This window comes from Caulobacter sp. HMWF025 (genome assembly GCF_003060965.1).
GTDB lineage: Bacteria > Pseudomonadota > Alphaproteobacteria > Caulobacterales > Caulobacteraceae > Caulobacter.
In genome coordinates this window covers 1-17,599 of record NZ_QAII01000065.1, presented here as the reverse complement: position 1 = coordinate 17,599, position 17,599 = coordinate 1, and the positions used below count along the sequence as shown (strand labels likewise).

The 17,599-nt window shown below is 67.0% G+C and carries 14 protein-coding genes and 1 pseudogene; 3 read left to right on the top strand and 12 right to left on the bottom strand.

All coding sequences use genetic code 11. The annotated features are described in order from the left end of the window. Positions 1-230 precede the first annotated feature (230 nt). From DBR10_RS08120 to infC, 3 genes are all read right to left on the bottom strand, one after another. Positions 231-2,195 carry an alpha/beta hydrolase family protein gene (locus tag DBR10_RS08120; RefSeq protein ID WP_233243326.1) on the bottom strand — a complete coding sequence of 655 codons (1,965 nt, stop codon included), beginning with the start codon at positions 2,193-2,195 and terminating at the stop codon, positions 231-233. Between the two features lie 223 nt (positions 2,196-2,418). Then, positions 2,419-4,362, bottom strand: a complete 1,944-nt coding sequence (locus DBR10_RS08115) for an alpha/beta hydrolase family protein (RefSeq protein ID WP_108505202.1) — start codon at positions 4,360-4,362, stop codon at positions 2,419-2,421. Positions 4,363-4,520: 158 nt separating this feature from the next. Then, complete coding sequence (gene infC / locus DBR10_RS08110) at positions 4,521-5,042, bottom strand: translation initiation factor IF-3 (protein WP_108505200.1); 522 nt, start codon at positions 5,040-5,042, stop codon at positions 4,521-4,523. A gap of 222 nt (positions 5,043-5,264) precedes the next feature. Here infC and DBR10_RS08105 point away from each other — a divergent pair, with 222 nt between their 5' ends. After that, a complete protein-coding gene (locus tag DBR10_RS08105; protein WP_108505203.1) occupies positions 5,265-5,864 on the top strand; it encodes a YitT family protein in 600 nt (199 codons plus the stop codon). Between the two features lie 71 nt (positions 5,865-5,935). Here the strand turns inward: DBR10_RS08105 and DBR10_RS08100 are convergent, their stop codons facing one another. Next, entirely contained in the window at positions 5,936-6,904 is a 969-nt protein-coding gene (locus DBR10_RS08100; RefSeq protein ID WP_108556249.1) for a glycosyltransferase family 9 protein, read from the bottom strand. Beyond that, positions 6,901-8,082, bottom strand: a complete 1,182-nt coding sequence (locus tag DBR10_RS08095) for a glycosyltransferase family 4 protein (RefSeq protein ID WP_108506268.1) — start codon at positions 8,080-8,082, stop codon at positions 6,901-6,903. Before DBR10_RS08095 ends, DBR10_RS08100 begins: the two co-directional genes overlap by 4 nt. Before the next feature lie 54 nt (positions 8,083-8,136). Between DBR10_RS08095 and DBR10_RS08090 the strand changes: the two genes are divergently transcribed. Continuing rightward, on the top strand, positions 8,137-9,006 hold the full coding sequence (locus tag DBR10_RS08090) for an alpha/beta hydrolase (RefSeq protein ID WP_108506267.1): 870 nt from the start codon (positions 8,137-8,139) through the stop codon (positions 9,004-9,006). 772 nt (positions 9,007-9,778) lie between these two features. Here the strand turns inward: DBR10_RS08090 and DBR10_RS08080 are convergent. The 7 genes from DBR10_RS08080 to DBR10_RS08050 all read right to left on the bottom strand — a co-directional run bounded on the left by DBR10_RS08080 (position 9,779) and on the right by DBR10_RS08050 (position 17,080). Then, positions 9,779-10,501, bottom strand: a complete 723-nt coding sequence (locus DBR10_RS08080) for a hypothetical protein (protein WP_108506265.1) — start codon at positions 10,499-10,501, stop codon at positions 9,779-9,781. 63 nt (positions 10,502-10,564) lie between these two features. Continuing rightward, positions 10,565-12,652: a cell cycle histidine kinase CckA gene (gene cckA / locus DBR10_RS08075; protein WP_108506264.1), complete on the bottom strand. Its 2,088-nt coding sequence runs from the start codon at positions 12,650-12,652 to the stop codon at positions 10,565-10,567. 103 nt (positions 12,653-12,755) lie between these two features. After that, positions 12,756-13,841 carry a flagellar biosynthesis protein FlhB gene (gene flhB, locus DBR10_RS08070; RefSeq protein WP_108506263.1) on the bottom strand — a complete coding sequence of 362 codons (1,086 nt, stop codon included), beginning with the start codon at positions 13,839-13,841 and terminating at the stop codon, positions 12,756-12,758. A 9-nt stretch (positions 13,842-13,850) separates the two neighbouring features. Beyond that, positions 13,851-14,606 carry a flagellar biosynthetic protein FliR gene (gene fliR / locus DBR10_RS08065; protein WP_108506262.1) on the bottom strand — a complete coding sequence of 252 codons (756 nt, stop codon included), beginning with the start codon at positions 14,604-14,606 and terminating at the stop codon, positions 13,851-13,853. Between the two features lie 16 nt (positions 14,607-14,622). Continuing rightward, positions 14,623-14,889: a flagellar biosynthesis protein FliQ gene (fliQ, locus tag DBR10_RS08060; protein ID WP_199223666.1), complete on the bottom strand. Its 267-nt coding sequence runs from the start codon at positions 14,887-14,889 to the stop codon at positions 14,623-14,625. Positions 14,890-15,369: 480 nt separating this feature from the next. Next, complete coding sequence (locus tag DBR10_RS08055) at positions 15,370-15,876, bottom strand: hypothetical protein (RefSeq protein ID WP_146184222.1); 507 nt, start codon at positions 15,874-15,876, stop codon at positions 15,370-15,372. Positions 15,877-16,099: 223 nt separating this feature from the next. Further along, positions 16,100-17,080 carry a hypothetical protein gene (locus DBR10_RS08050; protein WP_146184221.1) on the bottom strand — a complete coding sequence of 327 codons (981 nt, stop codon included), beginning with the start codon at positions 17,078-17,080 and terminating at the stop codon, positions 16,100-16,102. A gap of 268 nt (positions 17,081-17,348) precedes the next feature. Here DBR10_RS08050 and DBR10_RS08045 point away from each other — a divergent pair. Continuing rightward, positions 17,349-17,599, top strand: a pseudogene (locus tag DBR10_RS08045) (hypothetical protein); the annotation flags it as partial.

The following is a 17,599-nucleotide window of genomic DNA, read 5'->3' as shown; positions in this document are numbered from 1 at the left end:
GGTCCCGGCTCTTCGCTACGCTGCGGCCGGGATGACAAGGAGAGAGTGTCTATTTGATCCCCGCACTTGCCCCCTACGGGCTGCTGCGCAGCCGTCTTCCCCCGGAGGGGGAAGAGGGTCTCATCCGCCCCTGTTGGGGGCGGACGACCGGCGTCAGCCGGTCAGGTGGGGGCCTGCGGTGCCGGCCGGTTTGCGCTCGACGGCCCCTGCAGGGCAGGCTCCTGTCCAGCCTAGTTCGGCGGGTTGTGCTTCTCGAGGAAGGTGACCGCCGAGGTGAGCATCTCCAGCCGGGTCTCGGCACTCGAGAGCCAGTGATCCTCGCTGCGCAGGGTCACGAATTCGACCGGCTTTCTTGCGCCCTGAAGGGCCCTGGCCATGTCGGCGCTCTGCGCATAGGGCACCACCGTATCGTCCTTGCCATGGATCAGCAGGATCGGACTGCTGGCCTGGGCGGCCAGCCGGGTCGGTGACAGCGTGTTGAGTTTGGGGTCGTTATAGGCGTCGACGCCGAGGAAGCGGTTCCAGTAGCGGATGGTCAGGGACTTGCTCCCGCCCATATCGGCTCGCCACTGCAGGAAGTCCTTCAGGTCGGCGACCCCGGCCACGGCAACGGAACAACGATAGATGCCTTTCTGCAGGGTCACGCCGGCCAGGGCGGCATAACCGCCATAGCTGCCGCCCATGATGCAGACGCGCTTGGGATCGATCGTGCCCTCCGCGGCCAGATAGCTCACGCCGTCCGACAGGTCGGTCTGCATCTTGCGGCCCCACTCTCCGTGACCTGCCTCGGTGAAGGCCTGGCCGAAGCCCGAGGAACCCCGGAAGTTCGGCTGCAGGACGGCATAGCCCCGCGAGGCCAGGGCCTGGGCCCACCAGTCGAAGCCGGCGGTGTCGCGGGATTGTGGTCCGCCGTGCGGCAGGACGATCAGGGGCAGGCCCTTGGCGGCACTGCGGCCCGGGGGCAGGGTGAGGTATCCTGAAATCATCAGGCCATCGGCCGCTGCGTAGCGGATGGCCCGAACCTCGCCGACATCCGTCGCCGCCAGCTTGGGGAAGGCGCGGCCGAGCGGATTGACCTTCTTGGCCGCCAGATCGACGAGATAGTAGGTGCCCGACTCCGTGCCCGCATCGACATAGACGACCAGCTTGGCGAAATCGGGCGTCCACGAGGCCAGGGTGACCTGCTTGCCCCTGAACACGCCCTTGACCATCGGCCAGGCGGCCTTCAGCCTGGGCTCGGTAAAGTCGTAGTCGACGAAGCCGTCCTGGGTCGCATAGCCCAGCACCACCGCGTCGTCGTCCGTGACCACGCTGGACTGGCCGGCTCCACCGACATAGTCGCCGAGCTTGCCGGACGCGATGTCGAGATAGGTCAGGCGCCAGCTGTGGGTGGCTTCGTCCAGGCTGTCGACGACCAGCTTCGAGCCGTCGCGGGTGATGCCGAACAGGTCCGGCGTGTCGATGGGGGCCGTGACGCTATAGACATCCTGCCAGCTCGAGCCCTTGCGCAGGGACAGGGTCCACTGGCTGTTGCCCTCGCGGTCACGCTGGCTGATCTTGGCCAGGGGCGTGCCGTCATTGCGGGCCAGATAGGCCCTGGTGTCGGTATCGCCCATCTGCTGGCGGTGGGCGATACCGGTGTCGAGATCGATCGAGTAGAGATCCAGCCGGTCATTGGCGGTGCGGATGCTCTTGCCGTCGGCCACGAACAGGCCGGTCAGGACCGAGGGCTTGCCGCCGATCATGCCGGGCTGCACGTCGCCCATCAGCACATTGACCACCGACTCTGCCGAGCGGGCCGGCAGGCGGGCCATCTTGCCTGTGCGGACATTGAGGCTGGCCCCCTGGAACATTTCGCCGGTGTAGAAGACGCCCGGTACGACATCGGTCGTCGAGGTCACGATCACCACGTGATCGGGGCCGGCCCACTTGATGTAGCGCACCTTGCGGAAGCCGATCGTGGCGGTCTGGATCGGCGCGCCGCCCAGGGGCTGTACGACGATGAAGCGATCATTGCCGGCCTCGGCCGTGACGATGAAGGCGATCATGGTGCCGTCGGGCGAGATCGCTACGCTGTCCATCGACTGCAGTCGGCCATAGGCCTCCAGCGGTGCGGCGGCCCTGGCCGGTCCGGTGGTCAGGCTTGCCACGGCCATGAGCAGGCCCGCCGTCAGGACGGTCAGTAAACGTCGCATCACATCAATTCCCCCAAACTGCCGCGAACCTAGAACAGGCCTCGGCTGCGGTCGAGGCGGTTTGCACTGTTGGGTTGTTTTCCCGGAGCGCCCCCCGGATCGCCCAGCAAAAACGCCCCGGACGGTGTCCGGGGCGTTCCTGTCGATCGGCGTCCTGAAGGATCAGATCACTTCGGGGCCAGGATCATGATCATCTGACGGCCTTCCATGCGGAGAGCGGGCGCTAGTCCGGCGGATTGTGCTTCTCGAGGAAGTCGACGGTCGCGGTCAGCATGGTCAGGCGGGTCGCGCCGCGGGACAGCCAGTGGTCTTCACCGTCCAGCGTGACTATCTCGACCGGACGTCCGGCCCGTTTGAGCGCGGCCGCCATCACCTGGCTCTGATCGTAGGGGACCACCGTGTCGTCCTTGCCGTGGATCAGCAGGATCGGAATGCTTGCCCGGTCCGCCAGTCGCGCCGGCGAAAGGGTGGCCAGGTCCGGATCGCGCACGCCGTCGGCTCCCATGAACCGCAACCAGTAGCGCAGGGCTGAATTGGGGCCGTCATACCGCGAGCCCGTGTAGTCGAGGAAGCGTTTGAGGTCCGACGGGCCGGCGATCGACACCGCGCAGCGATAGACGCCGGTATCGATGGTTGCTCCGGCCAGGGCGGCATAGCCGCCATAGCTGCCGCCGACGATACAGACCCGCTTGGGATCGATGATCCCCTGCGCCGCAAGATCGCGCACACCGTCGGAGAGGTCGGTCTGCATCTTCTTGCCCCATTGGCCAAAGCCGGCCTCGAGGAAAGCCCTGCCATAGCCCTCCGAGCCCCGGAAATTGGGCTGCAGGACCGCATAGCCGCGGGAGGCCAGGGCCTGGGCCTGCCAGTCGAAGCCGAGCACATCGCGACCTTCCGGACCGCCGTGCGGGAACACGATGAGCGGCAGGTTCTTGGGGTCTCGTCCCTTCGGCAGGGTGAGATAGCCGTTGATCTCAAGTCCGTCGGCGGCCTTGTAGCGGACCGGTCGCACCTCCGAAACGCTGTCGGAGTGCAGGCCGCGATAGATGTCGCCCAGCCAGCGGGCGCTCTTGGTGTTGAGATCGACCAGGGCATAGGCCGGGCCGACCATCGGCGAGTCGACCATCACCACCACCTTGCGACGGTCGTCTGACCAGGAGGTCAGCGCCACCTGGTCGCCGGGAAAGGCCTTGAGGACCGTCTGCCAGGCCGCCTGATCCCTGGGGTCGAAGAACTCATATGCCGCAACATCCCCTGCCTGCCTGACCCCGCCGATCAGCCGGGAGTCACCGGGCGCGAAGATCAGGCCTTCAAACGCGGCGGAGCCGGGAACATCGGTCTTGCTGCCGTCGGCCCGGTATTCGCGCAGGATCGTCTGGTCGGGATTGGCCGGATCGTCGACCCAGACCACCACGGATCGCCCGTCGCGCCCCAGACCCTCGATCTGTCTGGAACCCATGGGCAGGGTTGCCCGCTCGACGATGTTGAAGTCGGCCTCGTCGCGCACCTTGAGGGTCCAGGCCTGGCGTTTCTCGTTGTAGAGGGTCTGGCCCATGGGCGTACCGTCAGGGCCGACCTGCCAGTCGTCGGTATCGACATCGCCGCCGATGTCGATTTTCGAGGTAAAGCCGGTCTCCAGATTGATCCGGAACAGGCTGTTTCGGCCCTGGACATCCTCGACATTGATCCCCTCGACGAGTGCATAGGGGGCACCGTCTATGATCCGCACCTCCGGAGGGCCCAGCACCACGCTCAGGGTGCCCGGCAGCTTCGTCATCAGCTTGGTCTGCTTGCCGGTGACGAGATTGTAGTCGAAGGCCATCAGGTATTCGCGCTTGGGGCCCTCGAAGCGGAGGGTCTCGACCACCTGGGAGGTGGTGATCAGCAGATGATCCTGCCCCGCCCAGCGCACACTTCGCAGCTTGTGATTGTCGAACAGCAAGACCCGTTCTGGCTTACTGTCCTCCGCCGTACCCCGAACAACGATCGCCCGGTTTTCCTGGTTGGTGACCACCACGGCGAGCTTGGTACCGTCCGGCGAGATTTCGAGCTGTTCGATATTGGGCAGGCCACCATAGGCGGCCAGGGGGGTCTTCTCGGTCGCCGCATGCGAGGCCGGTGCAGCGACCAGCATCGCCAGGCATGCCGCCATTGCGGCTAAATGCATCTTCTTCACGCTGAACAATCCCCCGACCTGCAGCAATTTCTATCAGGGCGAGTGTTCGTGTCGAGACGCGTTTGAGGTTGTCTCGCCAGGGGCCGCAAACAAAAACGCCCCGGACGGTGTCCGGGGCGTTCCTGTCGATCGGCGTGTCGGGACTCAGATCACTTCGGCGCGAGGATCATGATCATCTGACGGCCTTCCATGCGGGGCTCGTACTCGACCTTGGCCACTTCCTCAAAGTCGGTCTTGACCTTGATCAGCAGCTTCATGCCCAGTTCGGGGTGGGCCATTTCCCGGCCGCGGAAGCGCAGGGTCACCTTGACCTTGTCGCCTTCGTCGAAGAACCGGTGCATGGCTTTCGCCTTCACCTCGTAGTCGTGGATGTCGATGTTCGGACGGAGCTTGATTTCCTTGAGCTCGACGACCTTCTGCCGCTTGCGCGCCTCGTTCTTCTTCTTCTGTTCCTGGAACTTGAACTTTCCATAGTCCAGAATCTTGCAGACGGGCGGGTTGGCGTTCGGAACGATTTCCACCAGGTCCAGGCCGGCTTCTTCTGCCGCCTCGAGGGCGGAAGCGGTCGGCATCTCGCCTTGCTTCTCGCCGTTCTGGTCGATCAGCAGGACGCGCGGGACGCGGATTTCATCGTTGATACGCGGCCCGTCCTTGACGGGCGGCGTTTGCATAGGACGGCGAATAGGGGCGGCTCCGGTACAGTTGAAGAAGGTCGCGCTGCGCGGAAGCGCGCGGCGAGATATTGATATATGACCTGTCGGGTGCCCCCTATCAAGCGGCGCGAACCAAAGACAGCCGCTTGCCGCCCATCCTTTCGGGCGACAGGGCGTCGCAGGGCGGAAACGGACAGGCAGGGACCCACCCGGTCACTGATGGAAACGCCTGCCCTCGCCATGGTTCAAACCCGCCACACTGCCCTTGAAGACGTCCACGCCCTGCTGATCGGCTCCAGCTTCATCGCGGTGGGCCTGACCCTGCTGAAGACGGCGGGACTGGTGACCGGCGGGGTCGCGGGGGTGGCGCTGATCCTGTCCTATCTGACCGACTGGCCGGTCGGGACGGTGTTCCTGGTGCTCAATATTCCCTTCTACATCCTGGCCCAGCGCACCCTGGGCTGGATGTTCACGCTCAAGACCCTGGCCACCAACCTGCTGCTGGCGGGACTGGCCTTCGGCATGCCGCACTGGCTGAAGGTCACCGGCGTTGACCCGCTGTTCGCGGCGGTGTTCGGCGGCACGATCATCGGCATGGGCATCCTGGCCCTGGCCCGTCACCGCGCCAGTGTCGGCGGAATCGGGGTGCTGGCGCTCTATCTGCAGGAAAAGCGCGGAGTCAGTGCCGGCAAGGTGCAGATGGTGGCCGATTGCCTGATCGTGGCGGCCGCCTTTGCCGTGATCGACCCGGCCCGGCTGGCCCTGTCGATTCTCTCGGCCGTGGCCCTCAGCCTGGTGATCATCGCCAATCACCGGCCGGGGCGGTATGCGGGGTATTGAGGTTCAGGCTTGGCGGTCCCGGGTCTCCCCCCGGCTCTCGCCGGGGTCCGCCCGGGATGACAAGGCTTATTCTAGGGCAGCAGGCTCATCGCGGCGCTGGCCACGGTCGAGACGGGCAGGGCCTTGAGGTCGGGCGAGCGGATCACCGCCACATGGCCGCGCGGGCCGCACAGGTCGGGGTCCGAGGCCCCGGAGAACAGGGCGATGGTCGGGGCCCCGGCGGCGGCCAGCAGATGGGTTGGGCCGGTGTCGTTGCCGACCACCAGGGCCGCCTTTGCTCCCAGCACGGCCAGCTGGGCAAAGTCGGTGCGGCCGGTCAGGTCGCGGGCCTGGCCCACGGCCTTCTGGATCTGGCGGGCCATGGCGCTTTCCTGCGGCCCGCCGATGATGACGATGTCGAGGCCCCGGGCCTTCAGCAGCGAGCCCAGCTGGGCGAAGTTCTCGACCGGCCAGCGCTTTTCGGGCCGGTGGGCCGAGCCGCCCGGCACGAACAGCACATAGGGACGCGGGGCCGCCGCGCCGGCCACCGGCCGCGGCTCCTTGTGGCGGCGCAGGATCCAGGACAGGTCCGGCGGCGGGGCGCTGCCGGGCTCGGTCGGGGCGTCGGGCCAGATGCCGGCGGCGCGCAGCTGGTCGGCCTGACGCTCCAGGGTGTGCATCCGCAGCCGGGCCGTGCCGCGCTGGGGCAGGGCGCAGCCGGAGGCGATGCCGTTCCATTGCGGCGGAAACGGCCGCAGGGCCTGGAAGTACCAGTTGGTGCGGCTGTTGGTCTGCAGGTCATAGACGCGGTCGTAGCGGGCCGCGCGCAGGCGTCCCAGCATCTTGGTCAGGTCGCCGACGTCGCCGGGACGACCGTCCGTCTCGATGCTGTTGAAATAGGGACTCAGCCTGGCCAGGGCCTCGAACGGCGGGGTGGTCAGCAGGGTGATCTTGGCCTTGGGGTGGGCTTCGCGGATCTTCTTCATCGCGGCGAGCGCCAGCACGAAATCCCCGAGGGCCCCCAGCTTGATCACCAGGACCTTCTTGATTTCCTTGCTCACCGTCCTGGCTCCGGGGGTCTTGCGTTCAGAATCCGCGCATAGACCTTGAGCGTGGCTTCGCACATGGCGTCTACCGAATACAACTGGCGGGCGCGCGTCCGGGCACTTTGTCCCATGATCTGGCGGCGTGAGGCCCCGGCATCGCGCGCTTCGGCCAGGGCCACGGCCCAGGCCCCGGGATCGCCCGGCTTCACGAGCCAGCCGGTTTCGCCCGGAACCACCGTCTCGCGGGCCGCGCCGTGGTCTGAGGCCAGAACCGGCAGGCCCATCACCTGGGGCTCCACGGCCGTGCGGCCGAAGGCCTCGGGTTCGAGGGAGGGCGCGATGGCGACATCGGCCAGCAGGTAGGCGGCCGGCATGTCGTCGCAGTGACCGACGATCCGCACGTCGTCCTGCAGGCCGGCGGCCGCGATCTGGGCTTCCAGCTCGGCGCGATAGGCCTTGCGGCCCTGATCGTCGCCGACCAGCAGCAGCAGGATCTTCGGATCGCCGGCGGCCTTCAGGCGGGCCATGGCCTCGATGACCATGGCCTGGCCCTTCCAGCGGGTCAGACGTCCAGCCAGCAAGACCTTCAGCCGGCGGTCATCGGCCGCCAGGCCCCAGGCCGAGCGCAGGGCGGCGAGGCGGTCACGGCTGACCAGACCCGGTTCAAAACGCGTCAGGTCGACGCCGCGCGGGATCGCCACCACCCGGTCGGGGTCCACGCCGTGCTCGGCAATCACATGGGCGCGGGTGTATTCCGAGTTGGCGATCACCAGGGTGCCCTTGGTCATCACCGCATTGTACCAGCGCTTCAGGCTGGAGCGGGCATTGTAGACCCCGTGATAGGTGGCCACGAACGGCGTCTTCGTCGCATGGGCAGCCCAGAGGGCGCTGAACGCCGGAGCGCGCGAGCGGGCATGGACCAGGCTGACCTTCTCGCGCCGGATCAGGTCGATCAGGCGCGCGGCATTGCCCAGCATGATCAGCGGGTTCTTGGACTGGGCCGGCATCTGGGCCAGCCGACCGCCGTCGGCTTCCAGCCGCGAGGCCATGCGTCCGCCCCGGGTCGCGACCAGGGCCTTGCCGCCTTGCGCGACGACCGCATGGGCGACATCAATCGTCGTCTGTTCGGCCCCGCCTGTTTCCAGTTCGGGTGTGACCTGCAGAAGGGTAAAATCGGCGGGAATGTCGGGCACGCGACTCTCGGCTGAGATGGCCCGTTTAGTTAGCGAAAGGATCAAGGCCGCGCCATGACCGAATCCCCAGAGTGGCTTGTTCGCGACGACAAACACCGCCTGGCCTATCGCCAGGTGTCGGGCGAGGGGGCCACGGTGGTCTGGCTGGGCGGATTTCACTCCGACATGACCGGCTCCAAGGCCCAGACCCTGGCCGAGCAGGCCGAGGCGACCGGCGGGCGGTTCCTGCGCTTTGACTATTTCGGACATGGCGAGTCGGACGGCCGCTTCGCCGACGGCACGATCAGCCGCTGGCGCGCCGACGCCCTGGCCGCCGTCGATGAATTGACCGAGGGGCCGCTGATCCTGGTGGGCTCGTCGATGGGCGGCTGGATCGCCTGCCTGGTCGCCCTGGCCCGGCCCGAGCGGGTCAGGGCCATGGTGCTGATCGCGCCGGCCCCGGACTTCACCGAAAAGCTGATGGCCCCCGAACTGTCGGAGGACGCCCGGGCCGCCATCGCCCGCGACGGCTTCTGGATCCGGCCGTCCGACTATGACGACGGCGGCTATCCGATCACCCGGGCACTGCTGGAGGACGGGGCGCAGTGGTCGATCCTGCCCGGTCCGGTGCCGATCGACGTGCCGGTGCGCATCCTGCAGGGCGGCGCCGACCCCGACGTGCCCTGGACCCACGCCCTGGCGCTGGCCAATGCCCTGACCGGTCAGGACGTGGTCTTCACCCTGATCAAGGACGGCGACCACCGGCTCTCGCGCCCCCAGGACCTCGAGCGGTTGACGGCGGCGGTCAGCGAGGCCCGCGGCCTGGTCGAGATCGACGACGACCCGGTCGCCCGCCGCCTGGCCCGTGCCGCCCGCGCCCGCGGCGCCAGCCTGGCGTCAGCGGCCGCCTGGGCGGCGGCGGATCTGGGGCCGGATGAGGACTAGGGGACGGCGGTAGACGTCGGACGGCCATGGTCCAGCTCTCCCTGACAGAAGGACCGGTTTGAGCGTCAGTCCCTCCAGCCTTGTCGGACATTGGCTTGGGCCGCTTCGAGGATGATCGTTGAAGGTCCGGTTTCAGGCGGCGAGCTAGTTGCCGCTCCCGACCCGTTGCGGACGTTTGGAAGTTCAGCTTCCAAAACGAACAAGCCGTCATCCCGCGCTTTATGCGCGGGACCCATGGTTCGGCTTCCACGTGGGAAATCCACGGCGTACCGCACCTGCGACAGTCAAATGGGTCCCGCGCATAAAGCGCGGGATGACGGTGATTGTGTTGTCCCCAAACCACCCCTTTCAGACGCTGTGTGGGTCTGCACTGGGCTCTCGTCATCCGCTCTCCCCGGCGAAAGCCGGGGCCCAGATTCAGCCCGAGCCTCTGGGGTTGATGCGCCTACGCGCCTTGCTGAGCGCTTGCAGCGTTCGGGGCTCGATCTGGACCCCGGCGAAAGCCGGGGAGAGCGGAGAAGCGGGGCAGGTCCGCCTCCAACCCATAACGGCACCACGGACGGTCCGTTCGGGGGCTTCCACTTCGCCCTATAAACACTTGTCATCCCGGCCGGACGCCCGTGAGGGCGGGAGCGCCGGGACCCAGGGGCAACGGCAGTGCGGCGGCCCCTGGGTCCCGGCTCTTCCCCCGGCTTTCGCCGGGATACGGCCGGGATGACAAGGGGATTGGGATTGGCGAAGAGCGGCCAGGCCTGACCGCTCCCTCGCCTGCTCAGACCAGCAGCCGGCGGGCCATGTCCTGCACAAGCGGGGTGGCCGCGATCAGGCCGTGCAGCGGCTGGGCGAGGAGGATCAGGCCGACGCCCCAGAGATAGGCCGGATGCACGCGCCGCCGGGTGATCAGGTCATAGGCCGGTCCGACCAGGGCGAGCAGGATCAGCAGGGTGATCGAGGCGGGGATGATCATCTCCAGGCCGAGACTGCGCAGCGGTGCCAGACGGGCCAGGGCCGGCCAGGTCAGCAGGACGGTGGCGCAGAGCATCAGCCGCTTGTGCCACGCCCCCTGGCGGCGCAGCAGGATCGCCGCCGTGAACAGGCCGACGAACAGGGTCAGGTCCAGGCCGTCGGCGGCCATCATCATGGCCGGGGTGAAAAAGGGCGGCGTCGCGCCGCGGTGGACGGCCATGGCATTGGTCAGGATCCCGAGCGGCACCATGACGACGACCAGACCGACTGACAGCGTCCCCAGCCGCCGGTGGAGCGCTAGGTCGCGCCGGCCCACCAACCAGGCCTGGACGGCGAACAGGACAATCCAGGCGGTCATCACCGCGCCGTGCAGGTGAACCCAGACCGGCAGGCCGGGCGGTGGCAGGCTGGCGGCATAGCTGGGCCCGAACCCGGCGACGACGACCAGGGCGACGACTACGGCCATGATCCTGAAGAAGGGGCCGTCCGTGCCCGGCCCGAACCGTTGCGCGCTATCCGCCGATGCCATGTCATCCCCCTGACCCGCAGCCCAGACTAGGGCCAGTTCGGTTCAGCGGGAAGCCGGCTGGCTTCAGGCGGCCGCCATCTGCTGCTTGACCCGTTCGGCCAGGGTCTTGATGTCAATCGGCTTGGGCAGGAAGGTGACGCCGGTTTCGCCTTCCAGCAGGTCGCTGAACTCGGCCTCGGCATAGCCGCTGATGAACATCACCGGCGCATTGCCCAGATAGCCGCGTGCCTTTTTCAGCAGGGTCGGACCGTCGATACCGGGCATGATCACGTCGCTGATCAGCAGGTCGATGGTCCCGGCATGCTCCTCGGCGATCAGCAGGGCCTCCTCGCCGTCGCAGGCTTCCAGCACCTCGTAGCCGCGGGCCCGCAGCAGGCGGGCGGCGACGCCGCGCACGGCGTCCTCGTCTTCGACGAACAGGATGCGACCGGCCCCCGACAGGTCGCGGGGCGGTCGGGCCTTGGGCGGCTCGGCGGCGACGGCAGCTGCGGCTGCAACAGCAGCGGCGGTCGGCACATGCACCGGCAGGAAGATCCGGAAGGCGGCCCCTTCATTGGGCCGGCTGTGGACGTGGATCCAGCCGTCGCTCTGCTTGACGATGCCATAGACGGTGGCCAGGCCCAGACCCGTGCCTTCGCCCACCGGCTTGGTGGTGAAGAACGGGTCGAAGATCTTGCCCATGACGTCGGGCGGAATGCCCGGACCGTCGTCGCTGACCTCGATGAAGGCGGTGTCGCCCTCTGCCCCGGGGAAGCCGAGACTGACGGCCTCTTCCTGGGTCAGGCGGGCCGTGCGGATGCGCACCACGCCGCCGCCCTTGGCGGCTCGCACCGCGTCGCGGGCATTGACGGCCAGGTTCATGACCGCCGTTTCCAGCTGGCTCTTGTCGGCCCGCACCTGCGGCAGGTCGCGGCCATAGTCGGTGATCAGCTTGACGTCTTCGCGCAGCAGGCGGCGCAGCAGCACCTCGAACTCGGAGATCAGTTCGCCCAGATCGAGCACCTCGCGCTGCACGGTCTGCTTGCGCGAGAAGGCCAGCAGCTTGCGCACCAGGTCGGCGGCCCGCACGCCCGTCTGGCGGATCTCGTTGAGGCCCTCATACGAGGGGTCCCCGACCGGGTGACGGTGCAGCAGCTCGTCCAGGCGCAGCTGGATGGCGGTCAGCAGGTTGTTGAAGTCGTGGGCCACGCCGCCGGCCAGCTGGCCGATGGCCTGCATCTTCTGGGCCTGGGCCAGTTGCAGCTCGATCTGTTTCTGCTCGGAGACGTCGATCAGATAGGCGACCAGCCGGCCTTCGGCCTTGTAGAGATACAGGTGGGCGATGCGGGTCGGGTCGCGCGACAGGCGCACCTCGAACGGACCGGCCTTGCCGCCGGCCAGCCGCGTCTCGGCCTCGGTCCGGGTGGTGGGCTCGATCATCTCGCCGAACACGACCCCGGCCCGGGCATTGGCCCCGCCCATGGCCAGAAGGGCGGGATTGGCTTCCAGAATGCGGGCCTTGAACGGCTCCGGGCCGTCCAGCAGGGCGGCTCCGAACGGCGAGGCCCCGGCAAAGGCATCCAGCGATCCGGGCGGCGGGGTCACGGCCTCGATCCTTGGGGCCAGAGGCACCTCGGCCAGCGAAACCGGCGCCGTCGTCGGCAACGACAGGCGGACCAGCAGACGGCCGCCGGGCAGTTGCGACACGGTGGCGGTGCGCTCGCCACTGGGCAGGCGCAGCACGCCTTCGGCCAGCGCACCCTTGCGGGCCTGGACCAGGGCCGAGAACAGGCCGGCACCGGCCGCGCCCTTGGGCAGGCTGCGGGCTTCGCCCAGCAGGTCGCGCCAGGGCCGGTTGGCGGCCAGCACCCGGCCGTCGGCCGCGACCAGGGCGGAAGGCTCGGACAGGACGTCGATGAACACCTCGGCGGCGTCGGCGTCGCTCTCGTGATGGGTTGAGGCACGGATGGCCACCAGGCCGAGGATCGCGACTCCGGCGACCCCGCCCAGCAGCAGCAGGCCGGCCAAGGTGGCCGGTCCGGCGCGCATGGCGGGCACCGCCGCCAGGGCGGCAGCGGCCATGAAGAAGAGCACCGCCCCCCAGATCAGGGGGTCGAAGCGGCGGGGCGTCGCGCCGGTCTCGGTGATGTCCTGGACGGGCGTTTGCGCCATGGACCAGACAAATCCTTGTTCAACGCGTGAGCCGCGACTCACCTGGGACTGGGTCAAGCATACTCTTTCTGGAAGGCAAGGTCAGAGGGCTGAAGAATCACGTCTAGAGCGGCCTCGCCCGCGGCTTGGGCTTTTTGCCGTTGAGGATGAAGCCGATCACCTTGGCGACGGCTTCGAAGTGTTCGGCGGGGATTTCCTCGTCGATTTCGACGGCGGCATAGAGGGCGCGGGCCAGGGGCGGATCTTCCAGCACCGGGACGCCATGCTCCTCGGCGACGGCGCGGATCTTCAGCGCCAGGTCGTCCATGCCCTTGGCCACGCAGAGCGGCGCAGGCGTCTCGCCGGCCTCGTACTTCAGCGCCACGGCATAGTGGGTCGGGTTCATGACCACGACGGTGGCCTTGGGCACGGCCTGCATCATCCGCTGGCGCGAGCGCTGCATCTGGATCTGCCGGCGCTTGGCCTTGATGTGCGGGTCACCGTCCGACTGCTTGAACTCGTCCTTCACCTCCTGCAGCGTCATGCGCATCCGCTGCATGAAGCGCTGGCGTTGCCAGAACCAGTCAAAGCCCGCCGTCACGGTCAGCAGCAGCAGCACGGCAAACAACAGCTTTTTGGCCAGCTTCATCGATTCCGGGATCATCGCCGCCGGGTCCATGCCGACCAGATTGACCACCTCGCCGGCATGAGGCTTGAGCACGAACCAGGCGATGATGCCGGTGACGATGAACTTTACGGCCGACTTGGCGAACTGCATCAGGCCGTCGATGCCGAACAGCCGGCCCATGCCCTTGATCAGGTCCAGCTTCTTGAAGTCCGGCTTGATCTTCTCGCCGCTGAAGATGAAGCCCGACTGGGCGACGTGGGCCGCGCCCCCGGCCAGGGCCGTGGTCAGCATGACCAGCACCAGCGGTGGCAGGGCCGCGAGGATGGCCTGCCGGGCGATGACCACCGCGCCGCCGCTGCTGAGGTCCATCTGCCCGGCATGGGCCAGGAAGGGCTCGAGCGCCGCCATCAGGTTGCGCGACAGCCAGCCGCCGGCCAGCAGGACCACGGCGATCGCCGCCGCCAGCGAGGCCAGTTGCGGGATGTCGGCGCTCTTGGCCGTTTCACCGCGCTTTTTGGCATCGTCGAGCTTCTTGGCTGACGGCTCTTCGGTTTTCGAGTCGTTGTCTGTGTCTTCCGCCACGGCCCGCCCCTAGTTGAAGACCGAGAGGAGGTCGCGATAGCGGTCCGTCCAGACCATGGCGATGCCGCCGAGGCTGAGGGCCAGCAGGGACAGGCCCAGGATCACGCTGAGCGGCGAGGCCACGAAGAAGATCTGGAAGGCCGGCATCACCCGTCCCACCAGGCCGACCGCGAGGTTGAAGACCAGCGAGAAGACGATGACCGGCGCAGCCAGCTGCACGCCCAGCGAGAAGCTGTCGGCGACGGTGCGCAGGGCCAGGGTGGCGGCGTCATTGACCGGCACGGCGCGGCTGAACGGGAACAGGTCGTACGACTTGACGATCGCCCCGATGAACAGGTGGTGCAGGTCGGTGGCCATGATCAGGGTCAGGCCCAGCATCGACAGAAAGGTCGCCACCGCCGTGCTCGACTGGCCCATCGACGGGTTGGTGCTCTGGGCGAACGAAAGGGTCGTCTGCATGGAGACGATTTCACCGGCCGTCGACAGGGCCGTGAAGAACAGGCGCAGGACGGCCCCGATCATCAGGCCGATCAGGATCTCGTGGATCACCTGGCCGGCCAGGCCGCCGACGCTGGACGGCACACGGCCGACACTGGCCTGGACCAACGGCGTCAGGATCATGGCCATCAGCAGCGCGAACGACAGGCGGATGCGCGGCGGCACGGCCGTGTCACCGATGCCGGGCATCAGCATGACCATGGCCCCGACCCGTGCGAAGACGAGACCGGCGACATAGACCTGGGCCGCAGTGGCGTAGGAGTCCAAGCGCCGGGGTCCTTCCCTACATGCCGGCGATGCGAGCGGCGATCTGGCGCATGAAGCCCGCCATCAGCGAGCCCATCAGCGGCAGAAAGATCAGCAGCGACACGAAGATGGCCACGATCTTGGGGGCATAGACAAGGGTGGCTTCCTGGATCTGGGTCAGGGCCTGAAAGAGGCCGATGGCCACCCCGACCACCAGACCGACGATCAGCACCGGCGCGCACAGCTGCAGGGTCAGCCAGATGGCGTCGCGACCGACATCAAGAACTTCAGCGCCGGTCATCAGGGCCCCTCTCGCACGCGCCCGAACAGGGCTGGGAATCGCGGGCTCAGGATGCGGTGAACATGGTTAATGAGGCGTTAGGGGTTGGTGGCGGGCGGGGGAAGGGCACTTGGCCCTTAACCCGGAACCTAACCTAGCGACTGTCTGAGAAGGGTGGTTTGCGGACCTAACCTGCATCTCCGCTCTCCCCGGCGAAAGCCGGGGTCCAGATCGAACCCCGAACGCTGAACGCGCTCGGCCAGGCGCGTAGGTGCATCATCCCCGAGGCCCAGGCTGAATCTGGGCCCCGGCTTTCGCCGGGGAGAGCGGATGACGAGAGCCCAGTGCAGACCCACGCAGCGACTGAAAGGGGTGGGAATGACGAAGAGGCGAGTGGCGGGCTTGGATCGGAAGCGGAAAACTTTCAATACGCCCGAAACCTGACTTTCGACGATCGCACCGGAAGCGGATCTAGCGAATGTCTGAGAAGGGTGGTCAGCAGACTCAGCGAATGAGATGCTTGGCGATCTCCGGCCCGACCAGCGATGCGGCAACAGTTGCGCCAGCTATATCCGCGCCCTCATTCAGCGCTTTGCTTGCCGCGTTAATGTCGGCGCTGCTCTCCGCGATGCGGACGTAAACGCTGTGTTCCATCACACCATTCTGGCGATGCTTTCGCGCTAGCTTTAGGCCTGCGACGTATTCGGGCTGACGCGTCAACATTGCCGTCACGCGCCGTCCGTCGGCCTGTCGCGCTGTCACGCGCATCACGAAGCGGCGGACACCTAATTGCTCCAATACCGGCCGGCTGAAGGCCAGCGGAAGCAGCGTGACTATCCGCCACGCCTCGCCTTCGGCGAAGCCTTCGCCCTGGAGAGCTGAAACCTGTTCGCCTTCACCAAGGTCAAAGGTCTGGGCGAGCGTCTCTGCGGCCCGGATAATCCGTGCCTCATGCATCTCTTCTCGACGCCACCAAAACCCCATGAGTGAGATTTTAGTGCTGAACAGCATGGTCCGCTATGGGGCGCGAGCGGAAAGAACCACGCAGCCCGAAAGCTGACCTTTGACGCCTACCCTGGAACCGGCCCCGGCACATGTCTGAGAGGGGGGATTGCAGAGCGAGGGGACTTCAGCGGATTGCTTTAGGGCCCCGACTTTTGAGAGCAGCCTAGCCGCCCGAAGGTTTGCCGGACATCGGCATGTAAGCGCGCGTCGCGCCTCCATGCGCGTCGGCCTAGCCAGCTATGCTCCGCACGATGGCGGCCACCGCCTTTTCAACGCGGGGGACCGGATCGACCAGGGCGGCGTCATGGAGGGTCTGCAAAATCAGCGGCGTTCCGGGTTGATCTGGCAGTTCGGCCGGGATGGGATGGCGAACCGACGGATGCGCGCAATAGACATTCAAAAGTGCGTCCAGAGCGACGAGGCTCGTGGGCCGTCCTGCCGAGAGCCATCTTGCGGCGACCGCCCAGGTCAGGCTCGACCTCGCAGCCAGATAGCCCCAACGGTCTGAAACCGGGGACCTTACGGTGCGCTCGATCCAATCGAGGACCTGGGGCGAGTGAAAGTCCACCAGCGCCAGGGCGGTGACGGAGATATCCCCGCCATCTGCAGCCTCGACGGCTTGAAGAGCTTGCGGAACGGCTTCCGGGGCCGGGAGGCAGGCCGCAGCGGACTTTAGAAAGGCGTAAAGCGTGGCTGATTTGGTGCCATTGGCCCAGTTGGCCCTGACCCAGTCGCGCGCCGCAGGGCCCAGGGTCGCCGCCACCTCAAAGCATCGACTTTCGATCCACGGTATTGGGCACTCCAGCATGCGCTGTGACATCGTCCGCAGCAGAACTTCCGGGGCATACACGTTTAACGCCGCGACGACGGGCGCTTCCAAACGCCAGCGCGTAAAGGTGTAGTCGAAAAGCTTTTGCAAGTCGGCCCGAACACTATCCAGCGTGGGAGCAGGGAATAGTCCTGCCTGTTGAACCGGGATCCTGTTCTGATCAGCCACGCCGTCTTCGGAATAGAAGTCGTCATGAAGTAGAAACGCAAGCGGGCCGTGGAGCGCCGCGAGCCTGAACCACTCCAACGGGCGCAAAGCCAGGCTTTCCAACCGGTTGGCGCAGCCTCGACAGGTCAAAAACGGTCGCAGTTCATCGCCACTGTCGATCCGGTGGCGAGCCGGTTCAGTAAGGCAAGCTTGGCAAGAGGGGGCGAGGATCATGCCGGCACCGAATAGCGGACGATTTGAAGTTCGCCTATCCGCGCCGTGCCACCTCGCCCGCGATGCAGTGGAGGAAAAGGGGTCTCGTCCTCCCTACTGGCGAAGCGTGCGGTGGCGGCGGCCGTGAAGGCGCGTTTGCGAGCATGCCCCCCCCGCCTGAAATCCGAAACGCTCCGCCTTCACCTGCCCACTCAGGGTGCAACCTTTCCGTGATCCCTGTGCTATGGGTCGGTCCTGTGACGCTTGCGGCTTTCAGGGACTCGACCGGGTGCATTGGCTGATCATCCTTGTTCTGGCGGTCGTGCTGTACCGGCAGGACCGTCGCCTGAAGGCGCTCGAGACGCGGGTGGCCGAGCTTTTGCGGCGTCCGGAGCCGGTCGTGCGGGCCGCGCCCGTGGTTCCGGCCAACGTCGAACCCGTGCCGCCGGTGGTCTCGCCGTGGACGGCGCCCGAGGTCGCGGTCGAGCCGCTGCCGGTGGTCGCCGTGCCGGAGCCGGCCCCTGAACCTGACCCCCAACC